Source organism: Pigmentiphaga sp. MLSB6-MA01 (genome assembly GCF_058793475.1).
Genome location: NZ_JBXAFV010000008.1, coordinates 241,063 through 257,848, shown reverse-complemented (window position 1 = coordinate 257,848; position 16,786 = coordinate 241,063). Strand labels below are relative to the sequence as shown.

Annotated in this window: 12 protein-coding genes; 6 read left to right on the top strand and 6 right to left on the bottom strand. The window is 67.3% G+C overall.

All coding sequences use genetic code 11. From position 1 onward, the window contains the following. Positions 1 to 7 precede the first annotated feature (7 nt). Positions 8 to 3,244, top strand: a complete 3,237-nt coding sequence (carB, locus tag AC1Q6E_RS15490) for a carbamoyl-phosphate synthase large subunit (protein ID WP_152800149.1) — start codon at positions 8 to 10, stop codon at positions 3,242 to 3,244. Between the two features lie 97 nt (positions 3,245 to 3,341). Here the strand turns inward: carB and AC1Q6E_RS15485 are convergent, their stop codons facing one another. From AC1Q6E_RS15485 to AC1Q6E_RS15465, 5 genes are all read right to left on the bottom strand, one after another. Next, positions 3,342 to 3,974, bottom strand: a complete 633-nt coding sequence (locus AC1Q6E_RS15485; RefSeq protein WP_492573061.1) for a response regulator transcription factor — start codon at positions 3,972 to 3,974, stop codon at positions 3,342 to 3,344. Then, entirely contained in the window at positions 3,971 to 5,029 is a 1,059-nt protein-coding gene (locus AC1Q6E_RS15480) for an ATP-binding protein (RefSeq protein ID WP_152800147.1), read from the bottom strand. The genes AC1Q6E_RS15485 and AC1Q6E_RS15480 overlap by 4 nt, the downstream gene beginning before the upstream one ends. Before the next feature lie 65 nt (positions 5,030 to 5,094). Next, positions 5,095 to 6,399 (bottom strand): TolC family protein, encoded by a 1,305-nt coding sequence (locus tag AC1Q6E_RS15475; protein ID WP_492573060.1) that lies wholly within the window; start codon positions 6,397 to 6,399, stop codon positions 5,095 to 5,097. After that, the gene (locus tag AC1Q6E_RS15470; RefSeq protein WP_492573059.1) at positions 6,396 to 9,521 is read right to left on the bottom strand and encodes an efflux RND transporter permease subunit; all 3,126 of its coding nucleotides are present in this window, start codon (positions 9,519 to 9,521) and stop codon (positions 6,396 to 6,398) included. Before AC1Q6E_RS15470 ends, AC1Q6E_RS15475 begins: the two co-directional genes overlap by 4 nt. After that, entirely contained in the window at positions 9,514 to 10,680 is a 1,167-nt protein-coding gene (locus AC1Q6E_RS15465; RefSeq protein ID WP_152800144.1) for an efflux RND transporter periplasmic adaptor subunit, read from the bottom strand. The genes AC1Q6E_RS15470 and AC1Q6E_RS15465 overlap by 8 nt, the downstream gene beginning before the upstream one ends. 545 nt (positions 10,681 to 11,225) lie before the next feature. Here AC1Q6E_RS15465 and greA point away from each other — a divergent pair. Together greA and AC1Q6E_RS15455 are read left to right on the top strand one after the other, a co-directional pair. After that, the gene (greA, locus tag AC1Q6E_RS15460; protein ID WP_152800143.1) at positions 11,226 to 11,702 is read left to right on the top strand and encodes a transcription elongation factor GreA; all 477 of its coding nucleotides are present in this window, start codon (positions 11,226 to 11,228) and stop codon (positions 11,700 to 11,702) included. 210 nt (positions 11,703 to 11,912) lie between these two features. Continuing rightward, entirely contained in the window at positions 11,913 to 12,338 is a 426-nt protein-coding gene (locus AC1Q6E_RS15455) for a DUF4149 domain-containing protein (protein WP_152800142.1), read from the top strand. On the opposite strand, the gene AC1Q6E_RS15450 is transcribed toward AC1Q6E_RS15455, so the two are convergent. After that, entirely contained in the window at positions 12,287 to 13,036 is a 750-nt protein-coding gene (locus AC1Q6E_RS15450; protein WP_152800141.1) for a YhbY family RNA-binding protein, read from the bottom strand. The two genes, AC1Q6E_RS15455 and AC1Q6E_RS15450, sit on opposite strands and share 52 nt — an antisense overlap. Before the next feature lie 117 nt (positions 13,037 to 13,153). Between AC1Q6E_RS15450 and AC1Q6E_RS15445 the strand changes: the two genes are divergently transcribed. The 3 genes from AC1Q6E_RS15445 (at position 13,154) to folP (ending at position 16,784) form a co-directional block, all read left to right on the top strand. Then, positions 13,154 to 13,798 carry an RlmE family RNA methyltransferase gene (locus tag AC1Q6E_RS15445; protein WP_152800140.1) on the top strand — a complete coding sequence of 215 codons (645 nt, stop codon included), beginning with the start codon at positions 13,154 to 13,156 and terminating at the stop codon, positions 13,796 to 13,798. An 87-nt stretch (positions 13,799 to 13,885) separates the two neighbouring features. Continuing rightward, on the top strand, positions 13,886 to 15,772 hold the full coding sequence (gene ftsH, locus AC1Q6E_RS15440; RefSeq protein ID WP_152800139.1) for an ATP-dependent zinc metalloprotease FtsH: 1,887 nt from the start codon (positions 13,886 to 13,888) through the stop codon (positions 15,770 to 15,772). Positions 15,773 to 15,917: 145 nt separating this feature from the next. Then, positions 15,918 to 16,784: a dihydropteroate synthase gene (gene folP / locus AC1Q6E_RS15435; protein ID WP_152800208.1), complete on the top strand. Its 867-nt coding sequence runs from the start codon at positions 15,918 to 15,920 to the stop codon at positions 16,782 to 16,784. Positions 16,785 to 16,786 lie beyond the last annotated feature (2 nt).

The window sequence follows — 16,786 nt, the reverse complement described above, 5'->3', positions numbered from 1 at the left end:
CCGCGTCATGCCCAAGCGTACAGACATTCAAAGCATTCTCATCATCGGCGCCGGCCCGATCGTCATCGGCCAGGCGTGCGAATTCGACTACTCCGGCGCGCAGGCCTGCAAGGCGCTGAAGGCCGAGGGCTACAAGGTGATCCTGGTCAACAGCAATCCGGCCACGATCATGACGGACCCGGAAACGGCCGATGTCACGTACATCGAGCCCATCACCTGGCAGGTCGTCGAGAAAATCATCGAAAAAGAGCGCCCTGACGCGCTGTTGCCCACCATGGGCGGGCAGACCGCGCTGAACTGCGCGCTGGACCTCGACAAGCACGGCGTGCTGGCCAAGTACGGCGTGGAGTTGATCGGCGCCAACGCTCACGCGATCGAGAAGGCCGAGGACCGCCAGAAATTCAAGGACGCGATGACGGGCATCGGCCTGGAATCGGCGAAGTCGGGTGTCGCGCACTCGATGGACGAGGCCTGGGAGATGCAGCGCCGCATCGCCGAGCTGACCGGCACCAGCGGTTTCCCGGTCGTGATCCGGCCCAGCTTCACGCTGGGCGGCACGGGTGGCGGCATCGCCTACAACGCCGAGGAGTTCGAGACCATCTGCCGCCGCGGCCTGGAGGCCTCGCCCACCAGCGAGCTGCTGATCGAGGAGTCGTTGGTCGGCTGGAAGGAATTCGAGATGGAGGTCGTGCGCGACAAGGCCGACAACTGCATCATCGTCTGCTCCATCGAAAACCTGGATCCCATGGGTATCCACACCGGCGACTCCATCACGGTCGCGCCGGCGCAGACGCTGACCGACAAGGAATACCAGCTGATGCGCAACGCCTCGATCGCGGTGCTGCGCGAGATCGGCGTGGACACCGGCGGTTCGAACGTGCAGTTCGCGGTCAATCCGGCCAACGGCCGCATGATCGTGATCGAGATGAACCCGCGCGTGTCGCGGTCGTCGGCGCTGGCCTCGAAGGCCACGGGTTTCCCCATCGCCAAGGTGGCGGCCCGGCTGGCGGTCGGCTATACGCTGGACGAGCTGCGCAACGACATCACGGGCGGCGCGACGCCTGCCTCGTTCGAGCCCACCATCGACTACGTGGTCACCAAGGTGCCGCGCTTCGCGTTCGAGAAATTCCCGCAGACCGACGCCCACCTGACCACGCAAATGAAGTCCGTGGGCGAGGTGATGGCCATCGGCCGGACCTTCCAGGAGTCGTTCCAGAAGGCGCTGCGCGGCCTGGAAGTGGGCGTGGACGGCCTGAACCAGAAGACCACCGACCGCGAGCGCATCGAAGTCGAGCTGGGCGAGCCCGGTCCCGAGCGCATCTGGTTCGTGGGCGATGCCTTTGCCCAGGGCTTCTCGCTCGAGGAAGTGCAGCAGCTCACCCACATCGATCCGTGGTTCCTGGCGCAGATCAAGGAAATCGTCGACATCGAGCTGGCGCTCGAGAAGAAGACGCTGGCCGATCTCGACCGCAGCACCTTCTGGAAGTTGAAGCGCAAAGGCTTCTCCGACCGCCGCCTGGCCTATCTGCTGGACACCACCGAGACCGAGGTGCGCAAGCTGCGCCACCAGTACGACGTGCGTCCGGTCTACAAGCGCGTCGATACCTGCGCCGCCGAGTTCGCCACGCATACGGCGTACATGTACTCGACCTACGAGGAAGAGTGCGAGGCCAATCCCACCGACAAGAAGAAGATCATCGTGCTGGGCGGCGGACCGAACCGCATCGGCCAGGGCATCGAGTTCGACTATTGCTGCGTTCACGCCGCCATGGCGCTGCGCGAGGACGGGTTCGAGACCATCATGGTCAATTGCAACCCGGAAACCGTCTCGACCGACTACGACACCTCCGACCGGCTGTACTTCGAGCCGCTCACGCTGGAAGACGTGCTCGAGATCGTCGACAAGGAAAAGCCGGTCGGCATGATCGTCCAGTATGGCGGCCAGACGCCGCTGAAGCTGGCCAAGGCGCTGGAAGCCAACGGCGTGCCCATCATCGGCACCAGCCCGGAATCCATCGACATCGCCGAAGACCGCGAGCGTTTCCAGAAGCTGCTGCACAAGCTCGGCCTGCGCCAGCCGCCCAACCGCACCGCGCGCACGGAGGCCGAAGCCCTGGCGCATGCCCAGGACATCGGCTATCCGCTGGTGGTGCGCCCCAGCTACGTGCTGGGCGGGCGGGCGATGGAAATCGTGCATGAGCAGAAGGACCTCGAGCGCTACATGCGTGAAGCGGTCAAGGTCAGCAATGACTCGCCCGTGCTGCTGGACCGTTTCCTGAACGACGCCATCGAAGTGGACGTGGACTGCCTGTCCGACGGCAAGCGCGTCTTCATCGGCGGCGTGATGGAACATATCGAGCAGGCCGGCGTGCATTCGGGCGACTCGGCTTGCTGCCTGCCGCCGTACTCGTTGTCGGCCGAGCTGATCGAAGAAATCAAGCGCCAGACCGGCCTGATGGCCCGCGCGTTGAACGTGGTCGGCCTGATGAACGTGCAGTTCGCGATCCAGCAAGGCACCGTCTATGTGCTGGAAGTGAATCCCCGCGCCTCGCGGACCGCGCCGTACGTCTCGAAAGCGACCTCGCTGCCGCTGGCCAAGATCGGCGCGCGCGCCATGGCCGGCCGGTCGCTCGACGACCAGGGCCTGGGCGAGGAGGTCGTGCCCAAGTACTTCTCCGTCAAGGAAGCGGTGTTCCCGTTCGTCAAGTTTCCGGGCGTGGACACCATTCTCGGACCCGAGATGAAGTCCACCGGCGAGGTGATGGGCGTGGGCGACAGTTTCGGCGAGGCTTTCGTGAAGTCGCAACTGGCGGCCAGCGTGCGCCTGCCCGAAAGCGGCACCGCCTTCATCAGCGTCAAGAACGAAGACAAGGGCAAGGTCATCGCGGTCGCGCGCGGGCTGCACAGCCTGGGCTTCTCGCTGGTCGCCACGCGCGGCACCGCGGCCGCCATCGAGGCCGCGGGCGTCCCGGTGAAGATCGTCAACAAGGTCACCGAAGGCCGGCCCAACATCGTCGACATGGTCAAGAACGGCGAGATCGCGCTGGTGATCAACACCGTGGAAGAGCGTCGCAACGCGATCGCCGATTCGCGGGCCATCCGGACCTCGGCGCTGGCTTCGCGCGTCACCTACTACACGACGGTGGCGGGCGCCTGGGCGGCGGTCGAGGGCATGCAGTACATGCGCCAGGGCGCGGGCCTGCAGGTGTACTCGCTGCAGGAATTGCACCGCTCGTTGGCGTAGCGTTCCGGCGCGGCGATCCGCCCCTTCCCATGCCGCCCGCGGTGGCGCCGGAACGGGGCGCCGCCGCGGGGCTGTCCGGACGTGGCGGCGCGCGGGGTTACAGGCCCAGTTTCTGCGCCATCCGCACCAGGTCGGCCAGCGTGCGGGTTTCCATCTTGCGCATGGCCTGGGCCCGCCGGACCTTGACCGTCACTTCGCTGAGGTGCAGCTGCGCGGCGATCTGCTTGTTGAGTAGGCCCCGCACGACCAGCCGGACGACGCCTTGCTCGCCCGGCGTCAGCGACGCCCAGCGGCGTTCGAGCGCGCGCTGCCCGGCATGTTCGTGCCGCCGGGCGCGATCCTTCTCTATTCCGTGGTGGATGGCGTCGAGCAGGTCCTGTTCGCGGAATGGCTTGGTCAGGAATTCGATCGCGCCGTTCTTCATCGCCTGGACGCCCATGGCGATGTCGCCGTGACCGGTAATGAAGATGGTGGGCAGGTCGATGCCCCGTTCCGCCATCTGCCGATGGAAATCCATGCCGCTCTGTCCCGGCATGCGGATGTCCAGGACCAGGCAGCCCGGCGCGTCCTCCAGGCCGTGGCTCAGGAATTCGCCGGTCGAGCCGTAGTCGCGGACGCGCAGCCCGACCGATGCGAGCAGGTCGGCCAGCGCGGCGCGTACCGAATGATCATCGTCGACGACGTAGACCACGGGTTCCTGGGAAGAGGGCGCGGATGCCGCGGTGTTCATCGTGCCTCCTCCTCGGCCACCGGCAGCGTGAACCGGAAGGTGGCGCCGCCGGCCGGGTTCGTCTCGGCCCGGATCCTGCCGCCATTGGCTTCGATGATGGTCTTGCTGATGGCGAGGCCCAGGCCCATGCCGCGTTGTTTGGTGGTGTGGAACGGTTCGAACAGGCGGTCCGGGTCTTCGCCTCCGGGAAAGCCGCCGCCGTTGTCGGCCAGGGCGAAGACGAGCATGCCGCCTTCCAGGCTCGAATCCAGATGCATCTGGCGGTTGGGGAGCGGCTGGCCTTGCAGGGCTTCGATGGCGTTCAGCATGAGGTTCATCAATACCTGCTGGATCTGCACGCGATCGGCCAGCGCGGGCGGCAGTCCATCTCCCAGCCCGAAGAGCGGCGTGATCGCATGGCGCGACAGCTTGTCGCGCGACAGGGCGACGATTTCGAGGATGGCGGCGTTCAGGTCGAAGGCGTGCCGATCGGGCCGCTCGCCGCGGGTCAGGCTGCGGATCCGGTCGACGATGCTGCCGGCCCGCCGGGCGTCGTCCAGGATGCGCTGGGCGGCCTGCCGGGCCTTATCGAGGTTGGGAGGGTCCTGGTCCAGCCAGCGCAGGCAGGCGTGGCCGCTGGTGGCGATGGCCGCCAGCGGTTGGTTGACCTCATGGGCGAGCGAGGCCGACAACTCGCCCAGGCTCGTGACGCGGGAGATCAGGGTCAGGCGCGCCTGGGCCTCCTGAAGCGCGGACCGGGCGCGTTCGGTGCGGGCCACCAGGTAGGCGGTGACGACGAGCATGACGATATTGATGCAGGTATTGATGACTCCTACCCGGTATTCGCCGAAAGGGGTCAGGTGGAAACTGAGCACCGTCAGGGCGATGCAGCCGGCGGTCAGGGGCGCGATGGCGCGGATGTCGAGCAGCCGCGCCGCGGCCAGGATGACGACGAGGTAGAGGGCCGAGGCGGCGACGGCGTAATCCGTCATGGTATCGGCGATGAAAATGGCCGCCATGCTGGCCAGCAGCCCCGTCAGGCAGGCCAGGCGGCGGAAATCGAGCGGAAGACGCATGGGCGGGTTTCCTGGAACAGATGCGCGGCGTTGCCCTGGGGGTGATGATACCGGTTGCGGCGCTGCTACAGGACCGGCCGCAGGCCGGCGCTCAATTGCAGTTCGACCGTCGCGGCGGCCAGGTCGGCCCGGGCCTGGAGATAGTCCAGGTAGGCATCGTCCGCCGATTTCTGCGCGGCCAGCAATTCCAGCAGCGAAGCGGCGCCGTTCCGGTAGGACAGGCGGATGCCTTCGAGCACGCGCTGGGAATCGGCCAGCACGGAGTCGCGGTAGCGCGCCAGGTTATCCCGGGCAGCCATGAACCGCAGGTGGGCGGCCTGGATCTCCGCCGCCGCGCGCAGCCGCGTATCCTGCAGATCGAGCATGGCTTTGGTGACCAACGCTTCGGCCTGGTTCAATTCGCCGCGCTGGAGGCGCGAGAAGGGAAGGGGGATGGAAAGCGACAGCGAGACGGTATTGGAGCGCGGCGAGGCGTCCACGGGCTGGCCGTCGGCACCGAAACCGTCTCGTCCGCGCGGCAGGTAACCGTAGCTCACGCCGACGACCGGATCGACGTAGCGGTTGGCCCGCTGCAATTCCGCCGAGGCCCGGGCCGATTCGAGCGAGGCGAGCGCGATGCGGACATCGTCGCGTTCGAGCATGGCGGTCTCCACGAGCGTGGCCAGGCCGGCGGGTTGATAGGCGGAGAATCCGCATTGCAGGCCCTGGCCCCTGAACTGCGCGTCGAAGGGGCGGCCCAGGGGCAGCGCGAGGTTTATCCGCATGGCATCGGCCTGGGCGCGCGCGCGCACCACGTTGGCTTCGAATTGGTTCCGCTCGGTGCGCGATTGCAGCAGTTCCAGGCCACCCACGTCGCCCGCCCGCAGGCGGGTCTCGTTTGCCTTGACCACGTCCGACAGCGCCTGGAGCGAGGCCTCCTGGCGGACCAGGGCGTCGCGCGCGCGGCATGCTTCGGCAAAGCCGGCAGCCGCGTCGGCATAGGCCTGGTGGCGTACGCCTTCGGCCGAGGCCTCGGCCAGCCGGACGTCGCTTTCCGCCGCCTGGACGCGCTTGCCGCGCTTGCCGGCGGTTTCTATCGTCCACTCCACCCCTATGGTCTTGCCCGGCCTGGGCTTGGGGCGAACCTCGCTGCTGAACTCCTTTGGCCCCATGCCCATCGTCAGGACCGGATCGGGCCGCACGCCGGCGATCGACACGCCCGCCCGGGCGGCGGCGATGGACTCCCGTTGGGCGGCCAGCGCCAGGCTGTATGTTTCGACCGCATCCAGGTATTGGAGGAAGGTCAGCGGCGGGGCGGCGGGGGTGGCCGGCGCCTGGGCCGCCGCCGCGTTCCCCAGCAGCAGGGCCGTGATGGCGAGCGTCTTTTTCATGGTTGGGAGTCCTGCATGGCGGTGGGGGTATCGTGCGTGGCCGAGGTGCGCCGGGCGATGGCCTCGAACCCGCGTTCCGTCAGGTAATAGAGGGCGGGCAGCAGTACCAGCGTCAGCAAGGTGGCGCTTGCCAGGCCGCCCACGACCACGGTCGCCAGCGGCCGTTGCACGTCGCTGCCCAGGCCCGTGGACAGCATGGCGGGCATCAGCCCGAAGGCCGCCACCGTCGCCGTGACCAGGACGGGGCGCATCCTGCTGTGGGCGCCTTCGAGGACGGCTTGCCGCAGCGGCAAGCTTTCTTCGCGGCGCAGGCGGTTGATCTGTGCCAGCATCAGCACGCCGTTGAGCACGGCCACGCCGGACAAGGCGATGAAACCGACCGCGCTGGAAACGTTCAGCGTCATGCCGCGCAGGTGGAGCGCCGCGAGGCCGCCCAGGGCGGCCAGCGGGACGGCCAGAAGTATCAGCGCGGGATGGCGGAAATTGCCGAACTCGGCGAACAGCAGCACCAGCATCAGCGCCAGCGTGGCGGGCAGGATGAGCGCGAGGCGGGCCTGGGCCCGGCTCAGGTTCTCGAACTGGCCGCCCCATTCGATCTGGTAGCGGTGGCGGTCGTACGAGACAGCGTCTTCCACGGCGGGGCGCGCTTCGGCCAGGAAACCGGAAAGATCCCGGCCGCGGGTGTTGAGCTTGACGGTCAGGTGGCGGCGCGAACCCTCCCGCGTGATCGTGCTTTCGCCGGACACGGTGCGGATCGAGGCCAGTTGCGCGAGAGGTATCCTGGCGCCGTTGGCGGCGGTCAGCATGAGCCCGGCGATGGCGCCCTGGTCGTTGCGCACCGCCTCGGGAAAACGCACGGCGATGTCATAGCGTTTTTCGCCGACATACACCTGGCCGATGGGGGCGCCGCCTATGCCGGTGGCCAGCAGGTCGTTCACGTCGGCCACGTTGATGCCATAGCGCGCGGCAGCGGCCCGGTCCACTTCGATCTTCAGGTTGGGAAGCGGGGGTTCCTGGTCGATCGCCACGTCGACGGCCCCGGGGATCTGCTCCAGGACGGCCACGGCCGCGCGCCCGATACGGCGCAGCTCTTCGAGATCGTCGCCGTAGATCTTGACCACCAGGTCGCTGTGGGCGCCGGCCAGCTTGTCCTGCACGCCATCTATCATGGGTTGCATGAAGCCGACCTTGATCCCGGGAATCTGCTTGTAGCGGGCGTCCAGCCTGGCGATGAGCGCCTGCTTGGTCATGCCCGACGTCCAGGCGGAATACGGATGGAGCCCGACGCTGGCCTCGATGTGGGAGAAAGTCCACGGGTCCGTGCCGTCGTCATTGCGGCCGGTCTGGGTCACCACGTGGGAGACCTCGGGGAATTCGAGCGTGGCGCGGCGCAGTTCGGTGGCCATCCGGCCGGCCTTCTCCAGGGTCAGGCCCGGAGGCATCGTGACTTGCAGCCAGATGGAGCCTTCGTCCAGGTAAGGCAGGAAATCCCGGCCTATCGTGGCGCCCAGGGCGACCACGCCCGCCAGGGCGATGCCCGCGACCGCGAGCGGCCAGCGCGGCCCGTCCAGGCGGCGGGACAGGAACGCGCGGTAGCGCCGTGCCAGCCATTCCAGCGGCCGGTTGCGCACCGTGCGGCGTGGTTTGCGCAGGGCGAGAAAGGCAAGTCCGGGGATCAGGGCCATCGCCACGAGCAGCGCGCCGATGAGCGCGGCGCCCACCGCGAGCGCCATCGGCGAGAACAGCTTGTACTCGATGCGTTCCAGCGAGAAGAGCGGCAGATAGGCGACCACCAGGACGGCCATGCCGAAGAAAATGGGGCGCGCCACCTGCAGGGTGGCGGCGATGGCGTCGCCGGCGGTCAGCGGCCGTCCTTCCCGTTCTTCGCGCCGGCGCAAGATGTTCTCGACCAACACCACGGCGCCGTCGACCAGGATGCCGAAATCGATCGCGCCCAGCGACAGCAGGTTGGCCGGAATAGCCAGGTGGTGCATGAAAATGAAGGCGGCGAGCATGGAAAGCGGAATCGTCGCCGCGACGATCAGCGCGGCTCGCAGGCTGCCCAGCGCGAGCATGAGAACCAGGCCGACCAGCACCACGCCTTCGAGCAGGGTCTTGCCCACGGTCCGGGTGGTCGCGTCGATCAGGTTCGATCGGTCGAGGTAGGGAACGACCCTGACGTCGCGCGGCAGCAGGCGTTCGTTGAGTTCGCGCACGGCCGCGTGGACGCCCTGGATGACTTGCGCGGCCTGTTCTCCCTTGAGCAGGAGCGTGATGCCGGAGATGGAGTCGGGGTTGTCGTCCTTGCCCAGCAGTCCGCGGCGCTCGACGTTGCCGTGGCTCAGGCGGCCGAGATCCCTGACCAGCACGGGCGTTCCGTTTTTTTCGGCCACGACGACGCGGCCCATGTCGTCGAGCGATTGGATCTGGCCGACCCCGCGGATGACGTAGGCCTGTTCCCCGCGATTCATCAGGCTGCCGCCGGCGCTGCCGTTGTTGGCCGTGATCGCGTCCTTGACCGCCTGCAGCGTGAGTCCATACTGGACCAGCCGGGCGGGGTCCAGCTCCAGCATGAACTGGGTGGTCAGGCCGCCGAAGTTGGCTACGTCGACGATGCCGGGGACTTGCTTCAGGCGCGGGATGACCGTCCAGAATTGCAGGTCGGAGAGTTCGCGCAAGTCGCGCGTGGGCGATTCCAGGGTATAGCGGTAGATCTCGCCGATGGGGGACGTGTACGGATCCAGTTCGGGGCGCGCGCCGTGGGGCAGGCCTATGCCGTCTATGCGCTCCTGCAGGCGCTGGCGCGACCAGTAGCCTTCCACGCCGTCGCGGAAGACGACGACGATCAGGGACAGGCCGAACGTGCTCTTGGAGCGGAGCACCTGCAGGCCGGGGGTGGACAGAAGCTCGCGCTCCAGCGGAATCGTGATCTGCTGTTCGATTTCCTCCGCGGCCAGTCCGGGTACCTGGGTGACCACCTGCGAGGTGACGTCGGCGATGTCGGGATAGGCCTCGATGGGAAGCTGGCGCCAGCATTGCCAGCCGTACAGCGCCACCAGCGCGAAGATGATCCAGACCACCGCGCGGCGCTGGAAACACAGAGTGATGAATCGTTCAATCATTGAGCACCACCCCGTTTTCGACGACGACGTGTTCACCCGCGTCCAGGCCGGACAGGATTTCCGCGTTCCCCCCTTCCGTCGCTCCCACCGTGACGGTCCGCGGCTCGTATTCGAACGGGGCCCGTTCGACGAAGACCCGCGTGTAGAGTCCGCCTTGCAGCAGGGCGGACGCGGGAACGGTCACGACGCGCCGGGCCGGGCCGGCCAGGACTACCTGGGCGAACATGCCGGGCTTGAGGCGGCCGTCGGCGTTGTCGATGGCAATGCGCACTTTCACGGTACGCGTATCGGGATCCAGCATCTCGCCGACGTACTTCACGGTCCCCTCGATATCGGATTCCGGGTAGGCCTGGAGCGAAATGCGCACCTTCTGGCCCGGGAACGCGGCGGCGATGTCCCGTTCGGAGACGGCGGCGGACAGGTGGACGATGCTCAGGTCGGCGACCGTCATGACGGGATCGTTGAGGTCATTCCAGTAAACGCCTGGCGCGCCGCGCAGTTCGACCACGCGCCCGGAGATCGGCGAGCGCATGGCGTATTCGTGGTCGTTTCCCTGGCCGGTCACGCCGAGTTGCGCCAGGCGGGCGGCGGCGACGCGGGAATCGGACTCGGCCTGGGCGTAGGCCGATTGAGCCAGTTCGTATTCCCGGCGAGGCGTGATCTCGGCCTCGAACAGTCGCGCCTGCCTGTCGAGTTCGCGTCGGGCCTGGAGCAGGACGACGCGGGTTTTCGCCAGCTCTCCCCGGGCCGTGCTCAATTCCGCCGAATCGAGGGTGAACAGGACATCGCCCTGCCTGACCGCATCGCCCAATCCCCGGGGTAGCGCAAGGATGCGTCCGGACAGGGGCGCCGAGATCCGCGCCAGTTTGTCGGGAACGGCTTCGATGATGCCGGGGGCGTAGATGCGGGGAGCCGCCATCATGGCCCGCGCCTCCCGTGTCCGCAGCTGCGCGCGCAGGGGGGACCCCTCGGGGACCTGGATCCGTGCTCCGGCCCGGACCAGCATGGGGGGCGTGGCGTCGGCTGTTTCGGGGCCCGGGTGGCAGGCGCCGAGGCCGATGCTTGCGCAGGCAAGGACAAGGGAGGCGCGCAGGTGGCGAGCCGTCGGCCGGCGGTCGTGCGCGTCGCCGCGGAGGCGGCGGTTGGGGGTGAACAGCAAGAGAAGCTCCTTGGGGCGGGCCGCGGAGCGTGTTCAGGCGTTCGGGCGAGAAGCGTCCTCCGGGGCGAGGGGGCGGATGGGGTGAAATGAAACGGAGGCGGGTCTTGTCGGGGCGGGGTCCATGCTTCGTGTTCAGGGGAGCCGGGCCGGCCGGGGCTGGCGCCAGGGGAGCGGAAAACCGGATCGGATTGTGCCAGCCGGTCCAGGGCGGGGGCCAGATGCCGATGGGAGCGGATTGCCGACAGGGCGGATAGCCGGGATATACGAAGGTATATCCCGGGTCGGCGGCGATATTCCCGGGGATGCGGTATCTGCCGGTGCTGTAATTTTCTAGGTGTTAACCCTTGGTTGTGCGGGTGGGCCGCGGGGCCGAGGCTTGCGCGTTTGCGCAAGTTTGCGGACAATTCATACGGATCGCCCCGGTTCCTGATCGAGCCGGGGTTTTATTTTTCACTTCTCCATCCTTGGCCGTGCTCCCGGCGCGGCAGGCGCCAGCTCGCGCTGTCGCGGGGATGGGAAATCCAACAGACGTAAAGGAAGTACACATGGCTGCCATTCCGCTGACCGTGCGCGGGGCCGAGCGCCTGAAACAGGAACTGCACCGCCTGAAGACGGTGGAGCGCCCCGCCGTCATTACCGCGATCGCCGATGCCCGTGCCCAGGGAGACCTGTCCGAGAACGCCGAATACGACGCCGCCAAGGAAAAACAGGGCTTCATCGAAGGGCGTATCCAGGAACTCGAGGCCAAGTTGTCGAATGCGCAGATCATCGACCCGCTGGAGCTCGATGCGGATGGCCGCATCGTGTTCGGGGCGACGGTCGACCTGGAGGACCTGGAGTCCAGCGAGCGGGTCACCTACCAGGTGGTCGGCGACGACGAGGCCGACATCCGGTCCAATCTCATCTCGGTGTCCAGTCCCATCGCCCGGGCATTGATCGGCAAGTCGGTCGGCGACGTGGCCGAGGTGCAGGCGCCGTCGGGCATCCGGGAATACGAAGTATTGGACGTCCGGTATATCTAGGCCCCCTGATCTGTTACCCCCTGAGCGCTGACGCGCGCCCCCCAGGGGGCGATGCGGGTGAACCGGAAGGGAAGCCCACCCCCACGCCCTTCGGGCGCCCCCTCAAGGGGGCGATGCGGGTGGACCGGCGGAGCCGGATCCACCGCATCCCGGGATTGGGGCAGGGCTGTGGGTTTTGTTTGAATGTGTTGTTGCCCTGGAGGCTGATTGATGGCTACGGTGGTGCGGCTGTTGGCGGCGCTGTGGTGTGGGGCGCTTTGGACGATCGGGCTTCTGGTGGTGCCGCTGTTGTTTTCGCAGCTCGAGCCCATGCGCGCGGCGGCGACGGCGGGGTCGTTGTTCCGTTTGCTGGCCTATGGCGGGCTGGTGGTGGTGCTGTTGATGCTGCTGCTGGACCGGCTGGGGCGCGGGTTGCCGCTGGGTGCGGCGGGGCGCCGCACCGTGCTGGTCATGGCCGTGGGAGTGGGGTTGGGGTATTTCGGCACCCGGCCCGTGATGGATTACGGACGGGCCTTGATCGCCGCCGGCCAGGCCGTACCCGCCTGGGCGGATTTCGGGACCTGGCACGGGGTGTCGAGCGTGCTTTACTTCTTGGTGGCGGTTCTGGGTTTGCGGCTGGTGGCCGTCGTGCGTTGACCGCTTTCCGCCGGGCGGCTGCGGGCGCCGGCACGCAGCGACAGCGCGCTGCCCGCGCGCTTGGCGGCAGGCTTGCCCGATGCGGTCTTGCGGGCCGCGCCCAGCGTGGAGCCCAGGCCGGCGGGGCGGCGGGCCGGCGTGGTGCGCGCGGCGCCCCGGCGCGAGCCGGTTTCCTCGTGGATGGAGGGCCGCTGGCGCTTGTCGGTGCCCAGATAGCGTTCGCGGGCGGTCATCGGCCCGTCGTCGCGCTCGCCGCGTGCCGGACGCTCCCCTCGGGGCCGGGCAGGCGCCGCGGGCTTGCCGGCGACTGCCGATTTCTTGGGCAGATGGGCTTCATTGGCCTTGCGCGCGCCGGTACCCAGCGTGGACACGTCCGACTTGGGCTTGCGGGCGCCCAGCAGGTCGGCCGCGTCGGGATCGCGCTCGGTCGGGCGGTACAGGATGAAGACCTTGCCCAGATGATGGACGGGCGCGCACGAAAGCTCGCCGCAGATCTGGTAGAGCAGTTCGTCCCGCGTGGCGCGGTCTTCGCCGCCGGCGCGGACCTTGATCAGGCCGTGCGCCGAGAGGTTGCGGTCGATTTCCTGCAGGACGGCGTCGCTCAGGCCTTTGTCGCCGATGAGGACGACCGGTTTGAGCGGATGGGCAGCGGCCCGGAGGGCGCTGCGCAGTGTCGAATTGATGTCTAGGACTGGCATGTCGAGATTGTACGGGAGCCGGGCCGACGGCGCGATGGCGAGTCCGCAGTATGCTCCGGATAGCGCGGCGATGCCGCATTGATTTGAACCGATACCGACCCGGGTGACCGGGCAGATATGGCCAAAAACAAGTTTTCGAAGAACTGGTTGCACCAGCACATCAACGATCCCTATGTGAAGCTCGCGCAACAGAAGGGATACCGTGCCCGTGCCGCCTTCAAGCTGACGGAGATCCTGGAAACCGAGAAGCTCATGAAGCCGGGCGATGTGGTCATCGATCTCGGCTCGGCGCCCGGCAGTTGGTCCCAGGTCGCCCGCGAGCGCCTGGCCGGCCCGCAGGGTACGATACGGGGACGGATCATTGCCCTGGACCTGCTTCCCATGGAGCCGGTGGCCGGGGTGGAGTTCATCCAGGGCGATTTCCGCGAGGAAGAGGTGCTGCGCCAGCTCGAGGCCCTGCTGGGAAGCCAGCCGGTGGACCTTGTGATTTCGGACATGGCCCCCAATCTATCGGGAGTCGGTGCCGCGGATTCGGCGCGTATCCAGCACGTGTGCGATCTGGCGAGGGAGTTCTCGCAGGCGCACCTCAAGCCCGACGGGGCGCTGATCGTGAAGGCTTTCCACGGCAGCGGCTTTTCCCAGATCGTGCAGAGTTTCAAGCAGACTTTCCGCCGGGTGGTGGAACGCAAGCCCAAGGCGTCGCGGGACAAATCCTCCGAGACCTTTCTCGTCGGGGTGGGGTTGAAGAGTCCCGGCGGCTGACAATAGTAGAATCGGACTTAGTGTGTCCGATCGGGCCGGGGTTTTCCCGGCAGGTCGACCGATCGGCAATCAAGTAGGAGATCGACCTTGAACAATATGTTCTCCAAAGTCGCGGTCTGGATGGTGATCGCGTTTGTCCTGTTTACGGTCTTCAAGCAGTTCGAAGGCCGCACCCGCCCGCAGGACACCGTGTCCTACTCCCAGTTCATGGAGGAGGCCAAGGCCGGGCGCATCCAGAAAGTCGACATCCAGGGCGACGTGCTGAGCGTCACGCCCAGCGACGGTCGTCCCTACAGCATCACCTCGCCCGGCGATCTCTGGCTGGTCAGCGACCTGATGAAGTACGGCGTCCAGGTGTCGGGCAAGGCCAAGGAAGAGCCCTCGCTCTTCATGAGCATCTTCGTCTCGTGGTTCCCGATGCTGCTGCTGATCGGCGTCTGGGTTTTCTTCATGCGGCAGATGCAGGGAGGTGGGCGCGGCGGCGCGTTCAACTTCGGCAAATCGCGCGCGCGCATGCTGGACGAGAATTCCAACACGGTCACGTTCGCCGATGTCGCGGGCTGCGACGAGGCCAAGGAAGACGTCCAGGAACTGGTCGACTTCCTGCGCGATCCGTCGAAATTCCAGAAGCTCGGCGGCCGTATTCCGCGCGGCGTGCTGATGGTGGGTTCGCCGGGTACCGGCAAGACCTTGCTGGCACGCGCGATCGCCGGCGAGGCCAAGGTACCGTTCTTCAGCATCTCGGGTTCCGATTTCGTCGAAATGTTCGTCGGCGTGGGCGCGGCCCGTGTGCGCGACATGTTCGAGAACGCCAAGAAGCATGCCCCCTGCATCATCTTCATCGATGAAATCGACGCCGTCGGCCGCCAGCGCGGCGCCGGCCTGGGGGGCGGCAACGACGAGCGCGAACAGACCCTGAACCAGATGCTGGTGGAAATGGACGGTTTCGAAACCGGCCAGGGCATCATCGTGATCGCCGCCACCAACCGGCCCGACGTGCTCGACCCCGCGTTGCTGCGTCCGGGCCGCTTCGACCGCCAGGTCGTGGTGCCGCTGCCCGACATCCGCGGCCGCGAACAGATCCTGAAGGTCCACATGCGCAAGGTGCCGGTGTCGTCCGACGTCGACGCCACCATCCTGGCCCGCGGCACGCCCGGCTTCTCGGGCGCGGACCTGGCCAACCTCGTGAACGAGGCGGCGCTGTTCGCCGCCCGCCGCAGCGGCCGCACGGTCGACATGCTGGACTTCGAAAAGGCCAAGGACAAGATCATCATGGGGGCCGAGCGCCGCTCGATGGTCATGCCCGAGGAAGAGCGCCGCAACACCGCCTACCACGAGTCCGGCCACGCCATCGTCGCCAAGATGCTGCCCAAGACCGATCCGGTGCACAAGGTCACCATCATCCCGCGCGGCCGCGCGCTGGGCGTGACCATGCAGTTGCCCGAGGGCGATCGCTACAGCATGGACAAGGACCGCATGCTGAACACCATCGCGGTGCTGTTCGGCGGCCGTATCGCCGAAGAGGTCTTCATGCACCAGATGACCACCGGCGCCTCGAACGACTTCGAGCGGGCGACCCAGATCGCGCGCGACATGGTCACCCGCTACGGCATGACCGACTCGCTGGGCCCCATGGTCTATGCCGAGAACGAGGGCGAGGTGTTCCTGGGCCGCAGCATCACCAAGACGACCCAGGTGTCCGAGGCGACCATGCAGAAGGTCGACGGCGAGATCCGCCGCATCATCGACGAGCAGTACGCGGTGGCGCGCAAGATCCTGGAAGACAACCGCGACAAGGTCGAAGCCATGACCAAGGCGCTGCTCGAGTGGGAAACCATCGACGCCGACCAGATCAACGACATCGTCGACGGACGTCCCCCGCGGCCGCCCAAGGTCTCGGATTCGGCCGGCGCGCCGCCCAGCACGCCGCCCAGCACCGGCGGCGTCGCGCAGAACGCGACGGCGGTGGCGTAGGGGCCCCCCTACGCCCTTCGGGCGCGCCCCCCAGGGGGCGGCACTGGCGGACCGGCGGAGCCGGATCCGCTGTGCCCAGGGGGAACAACCGGCGGGGGAGGGCGGCGTTTTGGCCGCCCTTTGCCGTTTCATGGCGAGACTATTCATGCAGGATTCTGGGTCGACTCATTCCGACACTCCGCCTCGGTTTCAGTGCGGTCGTTTTTCGCTGGAGTTTTCCCGGCCGATGGTCATGGGGATCATCAACGTCACGCCGGATTCGTTTTCCGATGGGGGGAAGAATCTGGCGCTGGATGCGGGGATCGCGCATGCGCGGCAGTTGGTCGCGGAAGGGGCCGACATGCTGGATATCGGAGGTGAGTCGACGCGGCCGGGGGCTGCGCCGGTGTCGTTGGAGGACGAACTGGCGCGGTTGTTGCCGTTGATCGAGGCGCTGCGGGAGTGCGGTGTGCCGTTGTCGGTGGATACCTTCAAGCCGGCGGTGATGCGGGCGGTGCTGGATGCCGGCGCGGACATGATCAACGACATCTACGGTTTCCGGCAGCCGGGCGCGATCGAGGCGGTGGCGCAGGGGGCGAGCGGCTTGTGCCTGATGCACATGCAGGGCGAGCCGCGCACCATGCAGCAGGCGCCGGCCTATGGCGACGTGGTCGGCGATGTGACCGCTTTTCTGCGCGAACACGCGGAGCGCCTGGTGGCGGCGGGCGTGGCGCGCGAGCGGATCTGTCTGGACCCGGGCTTCGGCTTCGGCAAGACCACCGCCCACAACTACCGGCTCATGCGTAGTTTGCCCACTATCGGCGCGTTGGGATATCCGCTACTAATCGGCGTATCCCGCAAGACCATGATCGGGGCGGTGACCGGCAAGCCTGTTGGGGAACGGGTGGCCGGGAGTATCGCGGCGGCCTTGGCCGCGGTGGAGCGCGGCGCGGCCATTGTCCGCGTCCACGACGTCGCGGCCACGGTCGATGCCTTGAAGGTCTGGCACGCAGTGCGGGCCTGGAACGAATGATC